Origin of the sequence: Loktanella gaetbuli (assembly GCF_020531945.1) — a bacterium.
Classification (GTDB): Bacteria; Pseudomonadota; Alphaproteobacteria; order Rhodobacterales; family Rhodobacteraceae; genus Loktanella; species Loktanella gaetbuli.
The window spans coordinates 180,548-200,857 of sequence record NZ_JAJATZ010000002.1; the positions used below are offsets into that span (position 1 = coordinate 180,548).

Below are 20,310 nucleotides of genomic sequence, written 5' to 3' on the forward strand. Positions count from 1 at the left end.
TCAGCCCCCCAGTTTCACGTTGTCGATGCCCACGATCCGATCATAGGCCCAGTACAGCGCCAGAACGATCACCAGCAAGATGGCCCCCAGCGCCGCCGCCAGACCCCAGTTCAATGAGCTGGAGATGTGATAGGCGATCCGGTTCGAGATAAAGACACCCTTGGTCCCGCCCACGATTTCAGGCGTGATGTAGTAACCGATGGCCAGGATGAACACGAGGATCGACCCCGCGCCGATGCCGGGCACGCTTTGCGGGAAATAGACGCGCCAGAACGCGGTCCAGTTCGTCGCACCCAGCGATTTGGCGGCGCGGGTATAGCTGACTGGGATGGTTTTCATCACCGAATACAGCGGCAGGATCATGAACGGCAGCAGGATGTGCGTCATCGCGATGATCGTGCCCGTCGCATTGTTGATCAGGGCAAGCCGGTTGTCATCGGCGACGATACCGATCCAGACGAATAGGTCGTTGATGACACCCTCGCGTTGCAACATGACCTTCCATGCGGATGTGCGCACCAGCAGCGACGTCCAGAACGGCAGCAAGACAAGGATCATCAGCAGGTTTGCCTGCCGTGCGGGCAGGTTCGCCATGAGCCATGCGACAGGATAGCCCAGCATGATGCAGGCCAGCGTGATTGCCGTCGACATGATCATCGTGCGGATGAACAGCGTGATATAGATCTGCTGGTTTTCCGGGCGCCAAGCGACGCCGTCGGGTGTCTGTTGCAGGTCCACGGCGTTCAGGAAATACCCGGCCGTATAGGGTGCGGAATAGCCCTGGATGATGCGCCAGACCTCGCGGTCGGCCCAGTCTTCGTCGATCTCGACGAACTGCGCGCGCAGATCCTCGGTGTCAAATGTGGCAACAGCGGCCTGTGCCTGGTTCAGCAGTGCGGCCTGCGGAAAATCCGCAGGGATCACGGCACCCGCGGACAGTTCCTCGTAAAGTGCGAGGTAAACCGCGTTCCAGGGTTCTTCTTCTACCGGATTGTCGTCATCCTCGACCTGAACGACGCGGGCAAAGTCTGCGTACATGCGGGCGGTTTCGGGCAGGACATCGTCCACGCCGGGCGCCAATCGGAATCTCGGGCGCGGCCCCTCGCCATCATAGGCGGCGTTCTCCGTCAGCCAGCGTTCACCGGCAAAGATGTCGATGAATGTTGCAGGGTCTTCCCATGCGGGATCCAGCGCCACGAACTGATCGGTGTAGACCTCGCCGAAATCGTCAACGCCACGGCCGGATTTGCGAAACAGGGACGACACGCCCGACAGTTCATAGTTCAGACGCGATCCCAGCCGGGTGTGGTTCTTTTCCTCGACCGCGACCATCAGGTCCTTGGTCAGCGCGGAAAACACTGGCGCACCCGGAACATCGGTCACATCGGCATCCCAATCGGCCAGTTCTACGACCGTGCGCGGCAGTGTTTCACCGACGATCTGGTTTTCGACCGACCGGAACAACATTTCGCCGATCGGGTAAATGAATGTGACGAGGATAAAGAACAGCAGCGGCGCGATCAGCAGCAGCGCCCGCATCTTTTGCTTGCGCAGGGCGCGGTTCAGCGATGATTTCAGCGAAGTGCCGTCAGCGGCCAGAACCGGTCCGGTTTCATCGGATTGCCCGACCTTCAGCCCGGTATCAGGGGTTACGCCTGTCAGATTGTCAGGGCCTGTTGTGGCGTTGCTCATGTTCAGGTGCCTTCCACCAGGATGATCGTGCTCTCGGCGCAGCGGCGCCGGATGTCTGCGACTTCTTGGTAATCGGGGTCATTGTAGGCGGCCTTGGCGGCCTCATAGCTGTCGAATTCGATGACGACATGCCGTCCCATATCTACACCCTCGGGCGTTTCGGACTGGCCGCCGCGCACGATGAACCGCGCGCCATGCGCTTGCAGGATCGGCGTGTCGCGCTGGACATATTCAGGGTAGCCTTCGGGGTCCGTCACCTTGATATGACCGATGATGTAACCTTTGGGCATGTCTGTCTTCCTCGCAGATTTGGGGATGTGGCGGCCCGACACATGCGGGCCGCCACGGATCATATGACGCCCCGGACCGGGTCCGGGGCGCGCCTTGATGATTTACTGGGCCAGCCAGGCCTGGAATTTCGCATCCAGATCGTCGCGGTAGTCAGACCAGAATGCGTACTGCGTGACGAACACGTTGGTCGCGTTGGCCGGATCGGTCGGCATGTGCTCTGCCATGGGAATACCCAGCTCTGCGTGGTCACCGACCAGGGGTGCAGAGGAGGCACGTGCGGGGCCGTAGCTGATGTAGGCAGCCTGATCGGCCAGACGCTGCGTGTCGGTCGCGAAACGGACAAAGTCCATGACGCGTGCCAGACGCTCATCGGACAGACCATCGGGGATCACCCAGCCGTCATAGTCCAGCATCTGCGCATCCCACAGCATGCCGATCGGTTGATCCTGCTCTGCGATGGCGCTGAACAGACGACCGTTGTAGGTCGAACCCATGACGACTTCGCCATCGGCCAGCAGCTGCGGCGTATCGGCACCGGCGGTCCACCACACGACATTTTCCTTGATGGTGTCCAGCTTGGCGAATGCCTGCGCCTGACCTTCATCGGTGGCCAGAACGTCATAGATGTCGTCCTTGGCGACGCCGTCACACAGCAGCGCCCATTCCATGTTCGCCAGCGGGCGACGGTTCAGCGAACGCATGCCGGGATAGGTTTCCAGGTCAAAGATCGCGCAGATGTCGCTGGGCGGCGTGTCACCGACCATGTCCGTGCGGTAGCCGACCGTGGTCGAGAACACGATCTGCGGGATAAAGCAGTCGGACACGAGGCTGTCACCGAAATCGTCCTCGGCGCTGGTTCCGTCGTCACCTTCGGCCAGTACTTCTTCGACGTCGATCTCGAGCACGAGACCCTCGTCGCACAGACGGATGCCGTCAGCGGCTTCCACGTCGACCAGGTCCCAGGTAACGTTACCGGCTTCGTTCATGGCGCGAAGTTTTGCGACCGCCTCGGCCGAGGATTCGTCCCAGACGACGGTCACATCGGGGTTCGCCGCGATGTAGGGTTCGACGTAGGCCTTCAGCTGGCTGTTCTGATAGGCACCACCCCAGGACACGATTGTCATATCGTTTGCCATTTCGGCGTGACCGGCGGCAAAGGCCGTCGAGCCAGCCAGCACAAGTGCGGTGGTCGCGCCAAGTTTTGTCTTCAAAGTCATAATCAACTCCCGTTATGTTACCCGGTCATTATTCATGGATGCACCCGCCGGGACCGGCCGCATCCTGTTCGATATCAGGCGTCCAGCGCGCGGCAGTCGCGCGGCAGCCAGCCGATATTGATGGTCGTCCCCGGCGTCAGTTTGGTCTGATCGGGGGAATTGCGTGTCTTGATGACGAAATTGTCGGTGCCAGCGACGCGCAGGCGGGTGCGGAAAATATCGCCCATGTAGACGAATTCCAGAACCTCGGCCTTGAGCGTATGCGCATTCGGTCCCAGCTTGGCGGTGTCCACCTCGACACGTTCGGGGCGGATCGAAACCTTGGTTCGTTCGCCGACCTGATTGACGTTCACCGGCACCGCGTCGATGACCTCTCCGCTGTCCAGTTTCACCACACAGGTATCGCCCTTGATTTCGGACACAACACCTTCGAGCGTGTTGTTTTCGCCAATAAACTGCGCGACGAAACTGTTCTGCGGTTCCTCGTACAACTGGTCTGGCGGGGCCAATTGCTGGATGCGACCGTTTTCGAAAACAGCGACACGGTCGGACATGGTCAGCGCCTCGGTCTGATCGTGCGTGACGTAAACCACCGTGATCCCCAACTCGTGGGCCAGGTTCGTGATTTCGAATTGCAGCGTCTCGCGCAACTGCTTGTCCAGCGCGCCCAGCGGTTCATCCATCAGCACCAGTTCGGGTTCGAACACCAGCGCGCGGGCCAGCGCGATCCGCTGTTGCTGGCCGCCCGACAGTTGCGACGGGCGGCGCCCAGCAAAGTCCTGCATCTGCACCATGCCCAGCGCGCGCATGACTTTTTCTTCCTGCGTGGACTTGTTCATCTTGCGCACCTGCAACGGAAACGCGAGGTTTTCGGCCACCGTCATGTGCGGAAACAGGGCGTAGTTCTGGAACACCATACCGATCCCGCGCTTGTGGGGCGGAATGTTGTTGATGGGGGTGCCATCAAGGCGGATGTCGCCGTGGGTCGCGGTCTCGAACCCGGCCAGCATCATCAGGCAGGTGGTCTTGCCCGACCCCGACGGCCCCAGCATGGTCAGAAACTCGCCTTTCGGCATCGAAAGGTTCAGATCTTTTACGACCAGCTGTTCGCCGTCATAGCTTTTCTGAACGCGGTCAAATTCCACGAACGCATCTGCGTTGTTGGCCACGGCAATCTCCCTGTCACGTCCGGCGGGTTGTCCCGCACTGTTGGTCACAGACTAAAGCGAGGCCGCCAGCGTTATGCAAGCCGATTCCCCGAAACGTTTTGGAAGCATGCGAAAACGGGCAAATCACCCGTAAAATGGGCGAAAAACGACAATAATGCCTGCAAAATTTGCAAATAGAGTGAAATTTCCTGAAACATGCCTTGGTGCGGTCGGGGGGACTCGAACCCCCACTCTTGTTACAGAACAGCGACCTCAACGCTGCGCGTCTACCAATTCCGCCACGACCGCAAGTCTAGGCATGGCGCTGATTAGCCAAACGGCCCCACACCATCAAGGCCAAATCGTCAAGTTGTCGCCGAAACGCCGCCGCGCACCTGACGCCACAGCCAGACCAGCGCAACCAGGCCCAGACCGATCACCAGCCATCCGGCGCGATCATCACCGTTCAACACCACGTGGTTCATCGTGCGGCCCGGCAGGAAATTGGCCAGCGTCGCGACGCCCATCGTGCCGAACCAGACATTGCGCATGATCAGGCGGTGCGCGCGGATGTTTCCGCGCCGGACATGCCGGATTGCAGACCAGACACCATGCAGGGCTGCAACCGCCAGCATGTGCAGCGGGCCAAAGTGGCCGACCACCGCCAGCCCAAAGCTGGGAATCCAGAACGATGAGAGTGACAGCCCGACAATCCCCGCCACCCAGGTGTAGCCAAGCCCCTTGTGCTGGCCGCGCGGCAACCGCGTGAACATCGTGAACGGCCCGACGGCCAGTGCGACCAATGCGCAGGCGATATGGATCTGCAGAACAGGAGATGCAGTCAGGATCGGGCTCAGGGTCATGGCAAGTCCTCTTGGCTTGGGTATTGCGATTGCCTATCCCTGAACCATGAGCTGCGACCGTGCTAATCCTGATGCCCGAACGACAGGGCCTGCTGTGTGAGCGGCGGACCACTGCAACTCGCGCTGCGTGAATGGCGGGACCGGTTTCGGCACCCGACCACACTGATCTGTCTGGCGGGCACCAGCGTGATCCTTGCGATCATCGCCCCGTTCGACGGTGCCGCTCTGCTGCGCCCCCTGCCCCGCCTTGCCTATTGGACGATGGTCGTCACGACGACCTATGCGGCCGGGTTGTGGGTGAACATCTACACTTTACATCGCTGGGCAGACCGACTGCCGCGGCAGCGGCGGCTGGCCGTCATCGGCCTTGCGACGGCGACTTGCGTGTCAGTGCTGGTCTGGGTTCTGAACGGCATGTGGCTGGGGTTCTGGCCTGCCGGAACAGCCCTGGCGGTCTACCTTGCACAGGTGTTTGTCATCGCGCTGATCGTTGCAATCCTGATCGAGGCTGTCGTGCAGCGCATAATGTCCGCGACTGCGCCAATGGTCGGACCATCGATCCTTGACCGCCTGCCGCTGGACAAACGCGGCACGCTTCTGGCCATGTCGGTCGAGGATCACTATGTTCGCGTGACGACCACCAAGGGACAAGAGATGATCCTGATGCGCCTGTCCGATGCGATCCGCGAAACCGCCACCACGCCCGGGTTGCAGGTGCACCGGTCCCAGTGGGTCGCGACAGCGGCCGTCGTGGCAGCCGACCGCAAGGGGGATGGCGCGGTCCTGACATTGGCGGACGGCACGCAGATCCCCGTCAGCCGCCGCTATGTCCCTGCGATCAAGGAGGCCGGGCTGCTGCCCGCGCGCTGAATGATCGAGTGGATCACCTCACCGGGGCTGACCCCCTATCCCGACGCCCTCGCCTGGATGGAGGCGCGCGCCGACGCCATCGCCGCCGGCACCGCGAACGAGGTGATCTGGCTGGTTGAACATCCGCCCCTCTATACCGCTGGCACCAGCGCCAACCCCGCCGATCTGGTCGATCCCGACCGTTTCGACGTCTTCGAGGCGCGACGTGGCGGACAATATACCTATCACGGGCCGGGGCAGCGTGTAGCCTATGTGATGCTGGACGTGTCCCGCAGGGGCCGCGACGTGCGGCTGTTCGTGGCCGATCTGGAGGCTTGGATCATCGCGACCCTGGACAGGTTCAACGTCAAGGGCGAACGCCGCGCGGGCCGCGTCGGCGTCTGGGTCCAACGCCCGGACAAACCACTGACCGCCACCGGCGCGATCGCAGAGGACAAGATCGCAGCCCTGGGCATCCGCCTGCGCAAGTGGGTGTCGTTTCACGGCCTGTCGATCAATGTCGAACCCGATCTGAGTCATTTCGACGGGATCGTGCCCTGTGGCATCAGCGATCACGGGGTCACGTCGCTGGTCGACCTGGGCCTGCCTGTCACGATGGATGACGTCGACGTGGCCCTGCGTGCAAGCTTTGACCAGGTGTTCGGCATGCCGCAGGACCCCCGCCCGGTTGATGACACGGATGCCTGCGGCGCTTGAGTATTTTTGGCAAGATGATGCGCAAATCGCGCTAGAAACGTTCAGCTCGCAGGACCATCGCATCCGTGACGGACACCACGCCGATGTGCCGTTCGACGACGGCAAAGGCCGCTTCGAGCAGGGCATCCAGCCGGTCCGGGCGGATCAGACAGATGAACATGACCATACCGGAACGCCCGATCTCGCCTTCGCGGGTCCAGGGGCCCGAACGGCCCGAGCCACCGCGCACGGGCACCACACTATAGCCCGTCACACCGGCAGAGCTCAGCGCCTTGGCCAGCCGCCCTTCCATCGGTTTTTCGATCACGATCTCGATGCGTTTTGCCTGATGCATGTCCATGTCAGCCCCCAGTCATCATCGTGGCCATCGCCACATAAAGTGGAATGCCCAGCGTCAGGTTGAACGGAAACGTCACCCCCAACGACAAGGTCAGATAGATGGCCGGATTGGCCTCTGGCAGGGCGACCCGCATCGCGGCCGGCACGGCGATATAGGAGGCGGAGGCCGCCAGAACCATGAGCAGGACGATCCCGCCTGCCGACAGCCCGATGGCCATGCCCATGCCCAACCCGATGACCGATCCCACCAGCGGCATCGCGATACCGAATGCCACCGCACCCAGACCCAGCACACCGCGCGACTGGCGCAGCCCCCGCCCCGCGACCAGCCCCATGTCCAGCAGGAACAGGCACAGCACGCCCTTGAACGGCGACACGATGAATGGCGCGATTTCGGCAAGACCAGCCTCGCCCGTGACCATGCCGATGACGAAGCTGCCGACCAGCAGGACGATGGACCCATTGAGCAGGATTTCCCGCATCAATCCCGGCTCCATCCGGCCGGCCGTGCCGCTGCGCGCCACCAGCCAGAGTGCGGACAGGATCGCGGGGGCTTCCATCGCGGCGGCGACGGCCACCATATAGCCCTCGGCATCGATGGCCCGCCCCTCGAGCACGGAGGTCGCAGCCACGAATGTCACGATGCTGATCGATCCATAATGCGCGGCGACCGCAGCTGCATCCAGGCCCGACAGGCCCGTGAGCACCCGCAACAGCGCGAATGCGATGAATGGCAGACCAAACGACAGCACGATGCCCGCGCCCACCGCCAGCAACAGGGTGGCGTCGATCCCGTGTGCTGCAACCGAGGCGCCGCCCTTGAACCCGATGGCGAACAGCAAATAAATCGACATGCCCTTGGCCACGGCCTCGGGGATGGACAGATCCGACCGCGCCATTGCGGCAGCAAGGCCCAGCGCAAACGACAAGATGATCGGTGAAATCAGGTTCGCGCCGGCGAGCGACAGGATTTCGGACATGGCTGGCCTCTTGCTGCGAACTTGTCCTGCTTTGATACCACAGCGTTCCGGACCTGCAATCCCGACAGCCCATGCAACCTTGGCCTCCGCGCCTGCGCCAATTTTACCCAGCCGGGCATGTACATCCAACATTGCCCCCAGCGCGCCGGTTCTTTAGAACGCGGGCAAAGGACGATGCGTTTTTGTCGACTCGTGCCGTCCGATCTGTAGCCAACGCGAGGGAGAGCCACATGGCAGACGCCGCCATCCACGGCCATGACCACGAAGACAACCGGGGGTTCTTTACCCGGTGGTTCATGTCCACCAACCACAAAGACATCGGGATCCTGTACCTGTTTACAGCCGGTCTCGTCGGCTTCATCTCGGTGGCTTTCACCGTATTCATGCGGATCGAGCTCATGGAGCCCGGTGTCCAGCATATGTGCATGGAAGGCGCGCGCCTGTTCACGGACGCCGCATCCGAATGTACGCCCAACGGCCACTTGTGGAACGTGCTGATCACGTATCACGGCATCCTGATGATGTTCTTTGTTGTGATCCCGGCCCTGTTCGGCGGTTTCGGCAACTATTTCATGCCGTTGCAGATCGGTGCGCCGGATATGGCGTTCCCGCGGATGAACAACCTGTCTTACTGGATGTTTGTTGCCGGTTCCGCACTGGGCGTCGCATCCATGATCGCACCCGGCGGCAACGGCCAGCTGGGCTCTGGTGTGGGCTGGGTCATGTATCCGCCGCTGTCCACATCCGAGGGCGGTCTGTCCATGGACCTCGCAATCTTTGCCGTCCACCTGTCGGGTGTGTCGTCGATCCTGGGTGCCATCAACATCATCACGACCTTCCTGAACATGCGTGCCCCCGGCATGACCATGCACAAGGTACCGCTGTTCGCCTGGTCGATCTTTGTCACCGCATGGCTGATCCTGCTGGCGCTGCCGGTTCTGGCCGGTGCCATCACGATGCTGCTGATGGACCGCAACTTTGGCACCACGTTCTTTCAGCCGTCGGGCGGTGGTGACCCGGTTCTGTACCAGCACATCCTGTGGTTCTTTGGTCACCCCGAGGTCTACATCATCATCATCCCCGCGTTCGGCATCATCAGCCACATCATCGCGACCTTCTCGAAAAAACCGATCTTTGGCTACCTGCCGATGGTTTACGCAATGGTGGCAATCGGTGTTCTGGGCTTTGTCGTCTGGGCACACCATATGTACACCGTGGGCATGTCGCTGACGCAGCAGTCCTATTTCATGATGGCGACGATGGTCATCGCGGTGCCCACCGGGGTCAAGATCTTCTCGTGGATTGCGACCATGTGGGGCGGTTCGGTCGAGTTCAAGACACCGATGCTCTGGGCCATGGGCTTCTTGTTCCTGTTCACCGTGGGTGGTGTGACCGGTATCGTGCTCAGCCAGGCTGGCATCGACCGCGTCTATCACGACACCTACTACGTCGTGGCACACTTCCACTACGTGATGTCGCTGGGCGCCGTGTTCGGCATCTTTGCGGGGATCTACTTCTACTTCCCCAAGATGTCCGGCAAGATGTATCCCGAATGGGCTGGCAAGCTGCACTTCTGGGCGATGTTCATCGGTGCGAACATCACCTTCTTCCCGCAGCACTTCCTGGGCCGTCAGGGCATGCCCCGTCGCTACATCGACTACCCAGAGGCCTTTGCGACATGGAACTACGTGTCGTCCTGGGGTGCGTTCCTGTCGTTCGCTTCGTTCCTGTTCTTCATCGGCGTGATCTTCTACTCGCTGATCTGGGGCCGCAAATGCACCGAAGCGAACCCGTGGAACGAATATGCAGATACGCTGGAATGGACACTGCCGTCCCCGCCGCCCGAGCATACGTTCGAAACTCTGCCCAAGCAGAGCGAGTGGGACAAATCCCCGGCGCACTAAACGCCACGGCTTACAAGCAAAAGGCCCCGGTTTTCCGGGGCCTTTTTCGTTCATGCGGTCATGAACACGGCGCGCTCGCGCGTTATCCTCGACAGTGATCCAGCACAGCACAAAATGGCCTGATGCGCGGGCCGGATCCGCCGGATGCCCGGTCAGGGCATCCGCGACGCCCTGCCCGCGCGCGGCAGGGTCGACGAACAGATCATCCTGGAACAGCCCCGTCCTGGCCGACAGCGGTCGGGCAAACGAACGCACATGCGCAAGACCGCAGATCTCTCCTTCCGATACACCACAACATGGCCTGCGACCACGTGCCCGGGATCCGTCAACCAGGTCCAGACCCTGTCGCGCATGTCGGGTGTCTGATCGATCGCATAGGGGACGCAGCATACCCGCGGTACACGGCGTCCCGGGCCCTGCGGTCCTGCGCCGCCAGCCGTCTGATTTCGATATGCATGTCACACGCTCGCTGCGCCAATATCCAGCGCGACCAAACCGCGCATTGGTCATGCGCGCAAGCCGCTCTAAAACTCACACATGCCCTATGAATGGTCTTCACCCCCGCCGCATGATCAGCCCCAATGGTCACTGTCGCTCTGGCCGTATCGGTCGCTCTTGCGGCGCGATTTCGTTCTGTTCATGGGGGGAACGGCGACGCTGATTGCCCTGCCCTTGCTGGTCGTGCTGGGCTCTGCCGTCCTGTGGGGACTGCTGCCATTCTTCATCCTGGCCTTCAGCGGGCTGTGGTTTGCGTTGAACGCCAGCTATCGCCGTGGTGCGGTGCTCGAGGAACTGACCGTCGACGACCAGACAGCACATCTGACACGTCACAACCCGCGCGGTCCGCGTCAGGACTGGGAGGCCAACCGCTATTGGGTCAGCGTCCATCTGCACCCCAAGGGTGGTCCGGTCGAAAACTACATCACTCTGCGGGGCGGCGACCGCGAGGTCGAGATCGGGTCATTCCTTGATGCAAGCGAACGGCTCGCCCTTTACGACGATCTCAAACGCGCAATGCGCGGCTGACTTCTTCTGGTTGAAAATATCCGGGGTCCGGGGCGAAGCCCCGAAAAGGGGTGGGCGGGCGGGCCCGCCCCCCTTCAACCCAGCTTGGACTTGACCATCGGGCCGACGCGGCCGAAATCCATCTGGCCCATGTACTTGCCCTTGAGGACCGCCATGACACGGCCCATGTCGCGGATGCTGTCGGCATCGGCCTCGACAATCGCCGCGTCCACCGCCGCTTCGGTTTCGGCATCGTCCAGCTGGCGCGGCAGGAAATCCTCGATGACCCTGACTTCGGCCAGCTCCTTCTCGGCTAGTTCCAGTCGCCCGCCTTCCTCATAGGCGCGCGCACTTTCCTGTCGCTGCTTGACCATGCGCCCCAGGATCGCCAGCACCTCGTCGGTACCGACGGTGGCCCCTTCCTCGGCACCCGTGCCACGCAGCGCGATATCGCGATCCTTGATCGCGGCGTTGATCAGACGCAGCGTCGAGAGCCGGTCGGCTTCCTTTGATTTCATCGCGTCCTTCAAGGCCGCCGTCAGCCGCTGTCGCACATCCATGAACTTGTCCTTGTGGTCCTGAAAACATGGGCGCAATCTATGCGGCCCGCCCGACCGGCACAAGCGGCCCCGCGGCCCTTGACCCGCACCACCGCCCCCATTAGGACACGTTGAATTTGTCGCAATGCCTGCACAAGGACGCACCCCATGACCGATAGACCCACCGCCTGCCTCGCCCTCGCTGACGGGACCGTGTTTTACGGACGTGGGTTCGGTGCGACCGGCCAGACCACTGCGGAATTGTGCTTCAACACCGCGATGACCGGCTATCAGGAAATCATGACGGACCCCTCCTATGCCGGTCAGGTCGTGACATTCACCTTTCCGCATATCGGCAACACGGGCGTGAACGACGAGGACGACGAGACCTCGGACCCGGTGGCCTCTGGCATGGTTGTCAAATGGGACCCGACAGAGCCGTCGAACTGGCGCACCACGGACACGTTGGGGGCCTGGCTGACAAAGCGGGGCCGCATCGGCATGGGTGGTGTCGACACGCGGCGGTTGACCCGCGCAATCCGCCAGCAAGGCGCACCGCACGTGGCCCTCGCCCACGACCCCGACGGCAATTTCGATGTTGCAGCCCTCGTTGCCGCCGCACGCGGTTTTGCCGGCCTTGTGGGTCTTGATCTGGCAAAGGATGTCACCTGCGCACAGTCCTATACCTGGGACGAGATGCGATGGGCCTGGCCTGACGGCTACAGCCGCCAGACCGCCGCCCGGCACAAGGTCGTGGCCGTCGATTACGGTGCGAAACGCAACATCCTGCGGTGCCTTGCTTCGGCGGGCTGCGATGTGACCGTGTTGCCTGCCACCGCCACCGCCGAGGATATTCTGGCCCTCAACCCCGATGGCGTCTTCTTGTCCAACGGCCCAGGCGACCCGGCCGCAACCGGCGCATATGCCGTTCCCGCGATCAAGGGCGTGCTGGAACATCAGGATATTCCGGTGTTTGGCATCTGCCTCGGACACCAGATGCTGGCGCTTGCACTGGGAGCACAGACGATCAAGATGAACCACGGCCATCACGGTGCCAACCACCCGGTCAAGGATACCGAGACCGGAAAGGTGGAAATCACCTCGATGAACCACGGTTTCACCGTCGACAGCCAGACCCTGCCCGAAGGCGTTCACGAGACGCATATCAGCCTGTTTGACGGGTCGAACTGCGGCATCCGTCTGGCCGACCGGCCCGTGTTCAGCGTGCAATACCACCCGGAGGCCAGCCCCGGTCCGATGGACAGTTATTATCTGTTCGAACGCTTTGCCGCCGCGATGGACGACCGCAAGGCTGCAAACTGAGATCGGTTAAGGATTCGTTAACGTCTGTTAACGAAAATGATCCCGCGCGATGGCGGGATCATGACAACACTGACGGACCATACGACTGAGGAACTGACACCGTCACTGGTCCTCGCACCCTTGTCGGCGCATCTGTTGCATGACGGCGTGGTCAGCCGGGACCAGGTGATCGCCGCGCAACGCTTTGCCTACGACACGGGCCTGTCCTTGGGTGACGTATATTTTCAGCGCTATGCGGTGTCGCAACGGTCCTTGATCCACGCCGAACGCGACATCCTGAACACCCGGCTGATCGACCCTGCCAGCGACCCGCCTGACGACCGGCTGATACGCGCCTTTGGACCGACCGAATGCATCACTGCGGGCGTTTTGCCCTGGCGACAGACAGGAGAGGTGACCGTGGTCCTCGCCCCTGATCTGCTGACCTATCAGCGGGCGGAACCCGATCTCGCCGCACGACTCGGACCAGTGCGGCTGGCACTTGCGACGCCGGACCAGATCACGACCGCGGTCATCGCATCGTGCAGTCACGACCTTGCGATGCGGGCCGAAACCCGGCTGGACGCCGCCGACAGCAGCCGGAACTGGCACAGTGGCCGTGCAACCCTGTGGGGCGCGTCGGTGATGGCCGGTCTGGCCACGCTTGCCTGGCTTACGCCCGGATGGCTTGTGACCACGCTTTGCCTGATATCCATTGGCCTGATGCTGATGGCGACCGCGCTGAAATCCGCGGCCGCCATCGCAGGACTTGTCCCGGCATCCTTTCCGCCGCGTCCTGGACCGCAGGCTGTGCTGCCGGTCATCACGCTGCTCATTCCGCTGTATGACGAACGCGACATTGCCGATCACCTGATTGCCCGTCTCGAGGCGCTTCGGTATCCGCGCGCGTTGCTGGATGTCTGCCTCGTGCTCGAGGACAACGACGATACGACGCGGCAGGCCTTGGGACGCATCAGCCTGCTGACGTGGATGCGCGCCATGACCGTGCCCGAAGGCACGCTGCGCACCAAGCCGCGCGCGCTGAACTACGCACTGCCCCATGCGCGCGGCGGCATCATAGGTGTCTACGATGCGGAGGATGCCCCCGATACGGACCAATTGTTGGTCGTTGCAGATGCCTTTGCACGCGCTGACCCGCGGGTAGCGTGCCTGCAAGGCGTGCTGGACTATTACAACAGCACGACTAACTGGTTGACCCGCTGTTTCACCATTGAATACGCCAGCTGGTTTCGCGTGGTCCTGCCGGGCTATGCGCGGCTTGGTCTTGTGGTGCCGCTGGGTGGGACGACGTTGTTCTTTCGGCGCGACATTCTCGAACGGCTTGGCGGTTGGGACGCCCACAACGTGACCGAGGATGCCGATCTGGGCCTGCGACTGGCACGGCACGGCTACCGGACCGCCTTTATCCCGTCCGTCACCCAAGAAGAGGCCAATGGCCGCGCATGGCCTTGGGTCAAACAGCGGTCACGCTGGCTCAAGGGGTATGCGATCACCTACGCGGTGCACATGCGGCGACCTTGGCGATTGCTGCATGACTTGGGCCTGTGGCGGTTCTGCGGGGTGCAGGTGCTGTTCCTCGGCACCCTGTCGCAGTTCGTTCTTGCACCGTTCCTATGGTCGTTCTGGCTGATCCTGCTGGGCCTGCCGCATCCGATGACCACCGCACTGACGACGGGCCAATGGCAAACATTGGTCGCGCTGTTCGTCGGGGCCGAGCTCATCAATCTGGTCATTGCCGCCATCGCCCTGCGCCGCGCGGACAAGCTGCGCCTGCTGGGTTGGGCACTGACCCTGCAATTCTATTTCCCGCTTGGATCGCTCGCCGTTTACAAGGGGTTGCTGGAACTGGCCTGGAAACCGTTTTGGTGGGACAAGACGGCCCACGGCATCCTGTTGCCGCCAGACCAGCTCAGGACCCTGCCTCGACCCGTGCCGCGTCCAGCTTCAGACGGGTGACATAAGCGCGGCTCAGGTGATCCCGCAACGCCGCATTGGCTGCATCGCCATCACCCGCCGTGATTGCCGCAACGATACTTTCGTGTTCGTCCAGCGTATCGGGCCCGCGCCCTTCGGCTGCGATGGATGTCGTGGCAAGCAGTGCCATCGACCGGTAGACCAGATCCAACTGCTGCACCAGGAACCGATTGTGCGACGCAAGGTGGATCTGCTTGTGAAACCGGCGATTGGCCCGCGCCAGTGCCTCGGGATCGTTGACCAGCGCGCGATCGGCGGCCAGCATTTCCTGCAGGACCTGTACTTCTTCCGGCGTGGCATGGCTGGCCGCAAGCCGCGCCGCCAGCCCTTCCAGTTCGGCGCGCACGGTATAAAGCTCTGAGATCTGGTTGTGATCCAGCGAGGCCACGATCAGCGACCGCCCGTCGCGGGTCAACAGACTTTGGGTTTCCAGCCGTTGCAATGCCTCGCGCACGGGGGTCCGGCTGACACCGAAACGGTCGGCCAACTCGCTTTCGACCAATCGGTCGCCGGGACGGTAGATATGGCTGTCGATGGCCTCGAGGATCAGCTCGTAGGCGTCTTTGTTCGGCGTGGCGCGGTCTGGCATCGTGTCTCCTTTGGCGCAGACATTAGCCTGCGCCGCACGTCCCGCCAAGCCGGCAAGGATGTCGCAGCGATCCGGGCTTTTCGCGCAGGCCCCGCCGTCCTATGTCTGCGGTATGAGCGACACACAGACAGACATCCTGATATCGGGCGGCGGCGTTGCGGGCCTGACCGCGGCTGCGGCCTTTGGCACCGCCGGTTTTACCGTCACGCTGGTCGATCCCGCACCGCCCGTGACCGACGCAGGCGCGGACGGCGCAGACCTGCGCACAACCGCGTTTCTACAACCGGCCCGCGATCTGCTGGATGGGGCGGGGCTTTGGGATGCGCTCGCCCCGCATGCGACACCGCTTGCGATCATGCGGATCGTCGATGCGGCAGGCGACACCGCGGTCAGTCGGGATTTCGCAGCATCCGACATTTCCGACGAACCCTTTGGCTGGAACCTGCCCAACTGGCTGCTGCGCCGGGAAATGGTCGCGCGACTGGCCGACATGGACAATGTGACGTTCCTGTCCGGCACGGGATTTGCGTCGATGGTCGCACGGCTGGACCGCGCGCTGGTGCGTCTGACGGATGGCAGCCAGATCGCAGCACGCCTCGTCGTCGGCGCGGATGGACGCAATTCTGCTGTCCGCGAGGCTGCGGGCATCCCCGTCAAGACAACGCGTTACGGTCAAAAGGCGATCACTTTTGCTGTCACGCATCCCGCGCCGCACAACAACATCTCGACCGAGGTGCACCGCAGTGGTGGCCCCTTTACACTTGTGCCCCTGCCCGATCACGATGGCATGCCCTGTTCGTCGATCGTCTGGATGGCCGATGGTCCGCAGATCAAGGCGTTGGCCGCCATGGACGACGCCCGTTTTGCAGCGGCCGTCAACGACCGCTCCGCAGGCGTCAACGGCACCCTCACGCCAGTCGGCCCGCGCAGCGTCTGGCCGATCATCACCCAAACGGCGCAATCCCTGACAGCGCGCCGCACGGCCCTGATCGCAGAGGCCGCACACGTCATGCCACCGATCGGCGCGCAGGGGCTGAACACATCGCTCAAGGATCTCGCCGCCCTGCTCAACCTCGCAGAAAAACATCGCGCCACGCTGGGTGCGGATGAAATGCTGACCGCGTACGAGAAAACCCGCCAGACAGACCTGCACATCCGCACCACGGGAATCGACGCATTGAACCGCGCCTCGCGGTTCGCCAACCCGCTCTTGCAGGATTTACGCGGGTTGGGCCTGCGTGCCCTGCACGACGTGGCCCCGGTGCGCAGGCGCCTGATGCGCCTTGGCTCCGGGATCAGCGACTAGCCCAGCACCCGGTCCAGTACCGGCGTGAGCCGTGCCAGCGTCGCATCCACGTCATAAAGCTTGTCCAGACCGAACAGCCCCAACCGGAAAGTCATGAAATCGTCGGGCTCGCCGACTTGCAACGGCACGCCCGCTGCGATCTGCATGCCCTCGGCGGCAAAGGCCGCACCGGATTTGACCGCAGGATCATCCGTATAGCTGACGACAACACCGGGGGCCTGAAACCCTGGTGCCGCAACCGACGCAACACCCAAGCCCGCCAGATGCGCGCGCACACGGTTGCCAAGGTCCCATTGCGCCGCCTTGACCGCGTCCAGACCAAAATCCCGCGTCTCGATCATGGCCGCATGGAAATCCACCAGACCATCCGTCGGCATCGTCGCGTGATAGGCGTGACCGCCATTCTCGTAGGCCTTCATGATGTCGCGCCACTTGCGCAGATCATTGGCAAAACTGTTCGACGTGGTGCTGTCCAACCGGTCCAGCGCGCGCTGCGACATCATCACGAGACCGGCGCAAGGCGTGGACGACCAGCCCTTTTGCGGGGCCGAAATCACGACATCCACACCCGTCGCCGCCATGTCGACCCAGATACAGCCACTTGCGATGCAATCCAGCACAAAGATCGCACCCACATCATGGGCGGCCTCGGCCACCGCCATCAGGTAGTCGTCAGGCAGGATCATCCCGGCGCTGGTTTCCACATGTGGGGCAAAGACCACATCGGGTTTCGCGTCCCGGATCGCCTGTGTGACCTCGGCGATGGGCACGGGCGCGAATGGCGCGCGACTGTTGTTGCCCGTCTGGCTCGCCATCTTCACCGTGGTTTCAGCGGCAAAACCACCGGCGTCGAAAATCTGGCTCCAACGGTAGGAAAACCACCCGTTGCGCAGGATAAAACAATGCGCGTCACGACCGAACTGCCGCGCGACCGCTTCCATTCCGTAGGAACCGCCACCGGGTACGATCGCCACACCTTCAGCGGCGTAGGTATCGCACAGCATGGACGACAGGTCGCGCATGACGCCCTGAAACCGCTTGCTCATCGAATTGAGGGACCGGTCGGTGAACACGACCGAAAACTCCATCATGCCGTCCGGATCGACCGGGGTGCGTGTCATATTGCCGTCCATGGGATACTCCTGTGCCATCTGCGCTAGCCTAGCGCAGCTTGCGCGGTCTTCATAGCGGTCCCGGACGGCGTTCCTCGCTCAACAGGACATTCGCCTCGACATCCCCCACACCCGGCAGCGTCATGATCCGCCGCCGCAGCACCCGTTCGAAATCCGCCAGATCACGCGCCACGACCCGCAACCGATAATCATACAGGCCCAGCACATGGGTCACAGTCTGCACCTCGGGAATGGCGGTGATCGCGCGTTCGAAATCCTCCAGGCTGACGCGGCCCTTGGTCGCCAGCTTGATCCCCAGGAACACCGTCACGCCGAACCCCAGCGCCTGCGCATCCAGATCCAGATGCCGCCCGGCCAGAACGCCGGCCGCGCGCAGACGTTTGATCCGCCGCCATGTCGCGGGCTGGCTCAGGCCCAGCGCCCGCCCCAGGGCCGCGGCCGGCAGCGTCGCGTCGTCCACCAACAGCCGCAACAGCGCGCGATCCAGATCGTCCAGCGTCACAGCGGCAACCCCGTCTCGGACTTGACGGCAGCAACATCCATCAGTGCCTCGATATCCGCGATATGCGGCAGCGCCAGAATACGGTCACGGTAAACCGCCTGATAATGCGCCAGATCCCGCGCCACCAGGCTCAGCCGCACGTCAACCCGCCCCAGAAAGGTCTGGATTTCCAGGACCTCGGCCACGTCCCGTGCCGCGACCACAAACGCGTCAAAGGCACCCGGCACCGTCTTGTCGAGGCTTACGCGTAGCGATACGCGCAACGGATACCCCATGGCGGCCCAGTCAATCACCGCCGATTGACCGCGGATCATCCCGTCACGCTGCATCCTGTCCAGCCGCCGCGTAACCTGTGCAGCAGACAGGCCCGTCAGTTCTGCCACCTCGCCAGCTGTCAGCGCCGGGTCGGCCTGCATCTGGCGCAAGATCGCCCTGTCCTGACTATCAAGCATGATTTTTCCCCAAATTCCGCATATCGCGCATGATTAGCATCATCTTGCGAAAAATACTCGGATAAATCCCCTCGCATCTCGCGCAAACCTCCCTATTGTGCCCGCCATCACATACCCAAGGGGAGAATTACCATGCGCGTTTACTATGACCGCGATTGCGACGTGAACCTGATCAAGGACAAGAAGGTCGCCATTCTGGGCTACGGCTCTCAGGGCCACGCCCATGCGCTGAACCTGCGCGACAGCGGTGCGAAAAATCTGGTTGTTGCCCTGCGCGAAGGCTCGCCCTCTGCGGCCAAGGCCGAAGGCGAAGGCCTCAAGGTCATGGGCATTTCCGAGGCCGCAGCATGGTGCGATGTCATCATGTTCACCATGCCCGACGAACTGCAGGCCGAGACCTACAACAAGTACGTCAAGGATCACATCAAGGCGGGGTCCGCGATTGCATTCGCCCACGGCCTGAACGTCCACTTTGGCCTGATCGAACCCAAGGACGGCGTCGACGTCATCATGATGGCCCCCAAGGGCCCCGGCCACACCGTGCGGGGCGAATACACCAAAGGCGGCGGCGTGCCCTGCCTGGTGGCCGTGCACACTGACGCAACCGGCAAGGCGATGGAAATCGGCCTGTCCTACTGCTCCGCCATCGGCGGTGGCCGCTCGGGCATCATCGAAACGAACTTCCGTCAGGAATGCGAAACCGACCTGTTCGGCGAACAGGCCGTTCTGTGCGGCGGCATCGTCGAGCTGATCCGCTGCGGTTTCGAGACGCTGGTCGAGGCCGGCTACGAGCCCGAAATGGCCTATTTCGAATGCCTGCACGAAACCAAGCTGATCGTCGACCTGATCTATGAAGGCGGCATCGCCAACATGGACTACTCGATCTCGAACACGGCCGAGTATGGCCAGTACGTCAGCGGCCCGCGCATCCTGCCCTACGCCGAAACCAAGGCCCGCATGAAGGCCGTTCTGGAAGACATCCAGTCCGGCAAATTCGTCCGCGACTTCATGCTGGAAAATGCCGTGGCACAGCCCACGATCAAGGCGTCGCGTCGTGCCAACGACGAGCACCAGATCGAAATCGTCGGCAAGAAACTCCGCGACATGATGCCGTGGATTTCCGCAGGCAAGATGGTCGACAAGGCCAAGAACTGATCCCGTCAGTTCAGCATCAAACACGAAAGGTGAGCCATCTGGCTCACCTTTTTTGTGCATGGTCCCCGGTTTGTGCCGGGTCAGCGCGTGACCTCGGTGCGCCACGATGCCTTAGCCGTGGTGGGCCTGCGCGCCATGTCGCGGCCTCCGCGCGAACAGATCCGGCCCCGGCCCGTCCTTGGCCAGCGAGGATTTCTGCCCCGGCACGTGTGCCATCTCGCGGCGCGTCAACACGATGCTGAGCAATGCACCTGCCGGCAGCGCGCATAGAAAACCGAAGGTCGCCAAAAAGTAGATGAGTGTCATATCCAGAATTTCCCGTGTAGGAGGTT

The 20,310-nt window shown here is 62.3% G+C and carries 21 protein-coding genes, 1 tRNA gene and 1 pseudogene; 8 read left to right on the top strand and 15 right to left on the bottom strand.

The window, feature by feature from the left end; genetic code table 11:
- The 6 genes from LGQ03_RS04440 to LGQ03_RS04465 form a co-directional block, all read right to left on the bottom strand.
- Positions 1-1,692 carry an ABC transporter permease gene (locus LGQ03_RS04440; RefSeq protein ID WP_226747415.1) on the bottom strand — a complete coding sequence of 564 codons (1,692 nt, stop codon included), beginning with the start codon at positions 1,690-1,692 and terminating at the stop codon, positions 1-3.
- A gap of 2 nt (positions 1,693-1,694) precedes the next feature.
- Positions 1,695-1,982, bottom strand: coding sequence for a DUF1330 domain-containing protein (locus LGQ03_RS04445; protein WP_090160133.1), 288 nt, complete (start codon positions 1,980-1,982; stop codon positions 1,695-1,697).
- Between the two features lie 102 nt (positions 1,983-2,084).
- Positions 2,085-3,200 carry an extracellular solute-binding protein gene (locus tag LGQ03_RS04450; protein WP_226747416.1) on the bottom strand — a complete coding sequence of 372 codons (1,116 nt, stop codon included), beginning with the start codon at positions 3,198-3,200 and terminating at the stop codon, positions 2,085-2,087.
- A 74-nt stretch (positions 3,201-3,274) separates the two neighbouring features.
- The gene (locus tag LGQ03_RS04455; RefSeq protein WP_404807553.1) at positions 3,275-4,375 is read right to left on the bottom strand and encodes an ABC transporter ATP-binding protein; all 1,101 of its coding nucleotides are present in this window, start codon (positions 4,373-4,375) and stop codon (positions 3,275-3,277) included.
- 195 nt (positions 4,376-4,570) lie between these two features.
- A tRNA-Leu gene (locus LGQ03_RS04460) sits at positions 4,571-4,657 on the bottom strand.
- Between the two features lie 56 nt (positions 4,658-4,713).
- Positions 4,714-5,211 carry a DUF2306 domain-containing protein gene (locus LGQ03_RS04465; protein ID WP_226747418.1) on the bottom strand — a complete coding sequence of 166 codons (498 nt, stop codon included), beginning with the start codon at positions 5,209-5,211 and terminating at the stop codon, positions 4,714-4,716.
- 96 nt (positions 5,212-5,307) lie between these two features.
- On the opposite strand from LGQ03_RS04465, the gene LGQ03_RS16705 reads away from it, so the two are divergent.
- Positions 5,308-6,081, top strand: coding sequence for a LytTR family DNA-binding domain-containing protein (locus tag LGQ03_RS16705; protein ID WP_226747419.1), 774 nt, complete (start codon positions 5,308-5,310; stop codon positions 6,079-6,081).
- Positions 6,082-6,777: a lipoyl(octanoyl) transferase LipB gene (gene lipB / locus LGQ03_RS04475; RefSeq protein WP_226747420.1), complete on the top strand. Its 696-nt coding sequence runs from the start codon at positions 6,082-6,084 to the stop codon at positions 6,775-6,777.
- Positions 6,778-6,808: 31 nt separating this feature from the next.
- Here lipB and LGQ03_RS04480 read toward each other — a convergent pair whose 3' ends face one another.
- Complete coding sequence (locus LGQ03_RS04480) at positions 6,809-7,117, bottom strand: P-II family nitrogen regulator (RefSeq protein WP_056034000.1); 309 nt, start codon at positions 7,115-7,117, stop codon at positions 6,809-6,811.
- A 1-nt stretch (position 7,118) separates the two neighbouring features.
- Positions 7,119-8,096 carry a sodium-dependent bicarbonate transport family permease gene (locus tag LGQ03_RS04485; RefSeq protein WP_226747421.1) on the bottom strand — a complete coding sequence of 326 codons (978 nt, stop codon included), beginning with the start codon at positions 8,094-8,096 and terminating at the stop codon, positions 7,119-7,121.
- A gap of 230 nt (positions 8,097-8,326) precedes the next feature.
- On the opposite strand from LGQ03_RS04485, the gene ctaD reads away from it, so the two are divergent.
- Complete coding sequence (gene ctaD, locus LGQ03_RS04490; RefSeq protein ID WP_226747422.1) at positions 8,327-10,000, top strand: cytochrome c oxidase subunit I; 1,674 nt, start codon at positions 8,327-8,329, stop codon at positions 9,998-10,000.
- Between the two features lie 111 nt (positions 10,001-10,111).
- Here the strand turns inward: ctaD and LGQ03_RS04495 are convergent.
- Positions 10,112-10,510: pseudogene (locus LGQ03_RS04495) on the bottom strand (N-acetyltransferase family protein); the annotation flags it as partial.
- 27 nt (positions 10,511-10,537) lie between these two features.
- On the opposite strand from LGQ03_RS04495, the gene LGQ03_RS04500 reads away from it, so the two are divergent.
- Positions 10,538-11,026: a DUF2244 domain-containing protein gene (locus LGQ03_RS04500; protein WP_226747423.1), complete on the top strand. Its 489-nt coding sequence runs from the start codon at positions 10,538-10,540 to the stop codon at positions 11,024-11,026.
- Positions 11,027-11,100: 74 nt separating this feature from the next.
- On the opposite strand, the gene LGQ03_RS04505 is transcribed toward LGQ03_RS04500, so the two are convergent.
- A complete protein-coding gene (locus tag LGQ03_RS04505; protein ID WP_090160141.1) occupies positions 11,101-11,565 on the bottom strand; it encodes a GatB/YqeY domain-containing protein in 465 nt (154 codons plus the stop codon).
- Between the two features lie 147 nt (positions 11,566-11,712).
- On the opposite strand from LGQ03_RS04505, the gene carA reads away from it, so the two are divergent.
- Together carA and LGQ03_RS04515 are read left to right on the top strand one after the other, a co-directional pair.
- Complete coding sequence (gene carA / locus LGQ03_RS04510; RefSeq protein WP_090160142.1) at positions 11,713-12,867, top strand: glutamine-hydrolyzing carbamoyl-phosphate synthase small subunit; 1,155 nt, start codon at positions 11,713-11,715, stop codon at positions 12,865-12,867.
- A gap of 60 nt (positions 12,868-12,927) precedes the next feature.
- The gene (locus LGQ03_RS04515; RefSeq protein ID WP_226747424.1) at positions 12,928-14,823 is read left to right on the top strand and encodes a glycosyltransferase family 2 protein; all 1,896 of its coding nucleotides are present in this window, start codon (positions 12,928-12,930) and stop codon (positions 14,821-14,823) included.
- On the opposite strand, the gene LGQ03_RS04520 is transcribed toward LGQ03_RS04515, so the two are convergent.
- Positions 14,777-15,430 carry a GntR family transcriptional regulator gene (locus LGQ03_RS04520; protein ID WP_090160143.1) on the bottom strand — a complete coding sequence of 218 codons (654 nt, stop codon included), beginning with the start codon at positions 15,428-15,430 and terminating at the stop codon, positions 14,777-14,779. The genes LGQ03_RS04515 and LGQ03_RS04520 overlap by 47 nt on opposite strands.
- A gap of 112 nt (positions 15,431-15,542) precedes the next feature.
- On the opposite strand from LGQ03_RS04520, the gene LGQ03_RS04525 reads away from it, so the two are divergent.
- Positions 15,543-16,736 (top strand): UbiH/UbiF family hydroxylase, encoded by a 1,194-nt coding sequence (locus tag LGQ03_RS04525; RefSeq protein WP_226747425.1) that lies wholly within the window; start codon positions 15,543-15,545, stop codon positions 16,734-16,736.
- Here the strand turns inward: LGQ03_RS04525 and LGQ03_RS04530 are convergent.
- Genes LGQ03_RS04530 through LGQ03_RS04540 form a run of 3 tightly spaced genes read right to left on the bottom strand, consistent with a single transcriptional unit; the run spans position 16,733 to position 18,823 of the window.
- Positions 16,733-17,869 carry an aminotransferase class V-fold PLP-dependent enzyme gene (locus LGQ03_RS04530; protein ID WP_226747426.1) on the bottom strand — a complete coding sequence of 379 codons (1,137 nt, stop codon included), beginning with the start codon at positions 17,867-17,869 and terminating at the stop codon, positions 16,733-16,735. The two genes, LGQ03_RS04525 and LGQ03_RS04530, sit on opposite strands and share 4 nt — an antisense overlap.
- Positions 17,870-17,918: 49 nt before the next feature.
- The gene (locus LGQ03_RS04535) at positions 17,919-18,371 is read right to left on the bottom strand and encodes an Lrp/AsnC family transcriptional regulator (RefSeq protein ID WP_226747427.1); all 453 of its coding nucleotides are present in this window, start codon (positions 18,369-18,371) and stop codon (positions 17,919-17,921) included.
- Positions 18,368-18,823: an Lrp/AsnC family transcriptional regulator gene (locus LGQ03_RS04540; RefSeq protein ID WP_226747428.1), complete on the bottom strand. Its 456-nt coding sequence runs from the start codon at positions 18,821-18,823 to the stop codon at positions 18,368-18,370. The genes LGQ03_RS04535 and LGQ03_RS04540 overlap by 4 nt, the downstream gene beginning before the upstream one ends.
- A 132-nt stretch (positions 18,824-18,955) precedes the next feature.
- Here LGQ03_RS04540 and ilvC point away from each other — a divergent pair, with 132 nt between their 5' ends.
- The gene (gene ilvC / locus LGQ03_RS04545; RefSeq protein ID WP_090160146.1) at positions 18,956-19,978 is read left to right on the top strand and encodes a ketol-acid reductoisomerase; all 1,023 of its coding nucleotides are present in this window, start codon (positions 18,956-18,958) and stop codon (positions 19,976-19,978) included.
- A gap of 111 nt (positions 19,979-20,089) precedes the next feature.
- Here ilvC and LGQ03_RS04550 read toward each other — a convergent pair whose 3' ends face one another.
- Positions 20,090-20,284 carry a hypothetical protein gene (locus LGQ03_RS04550; protein WP_226747429.1) on the bottom strand — a complete coding sequence of 65 codons (195 nt, stop codon included), beginning with the start codon at positions 20,282-20,284 and terminating at the stop codon, positions 20,090-20,092.
- Between the last annotated feature and the right edge of the window lie 26 nt (positions 20,285-20,310).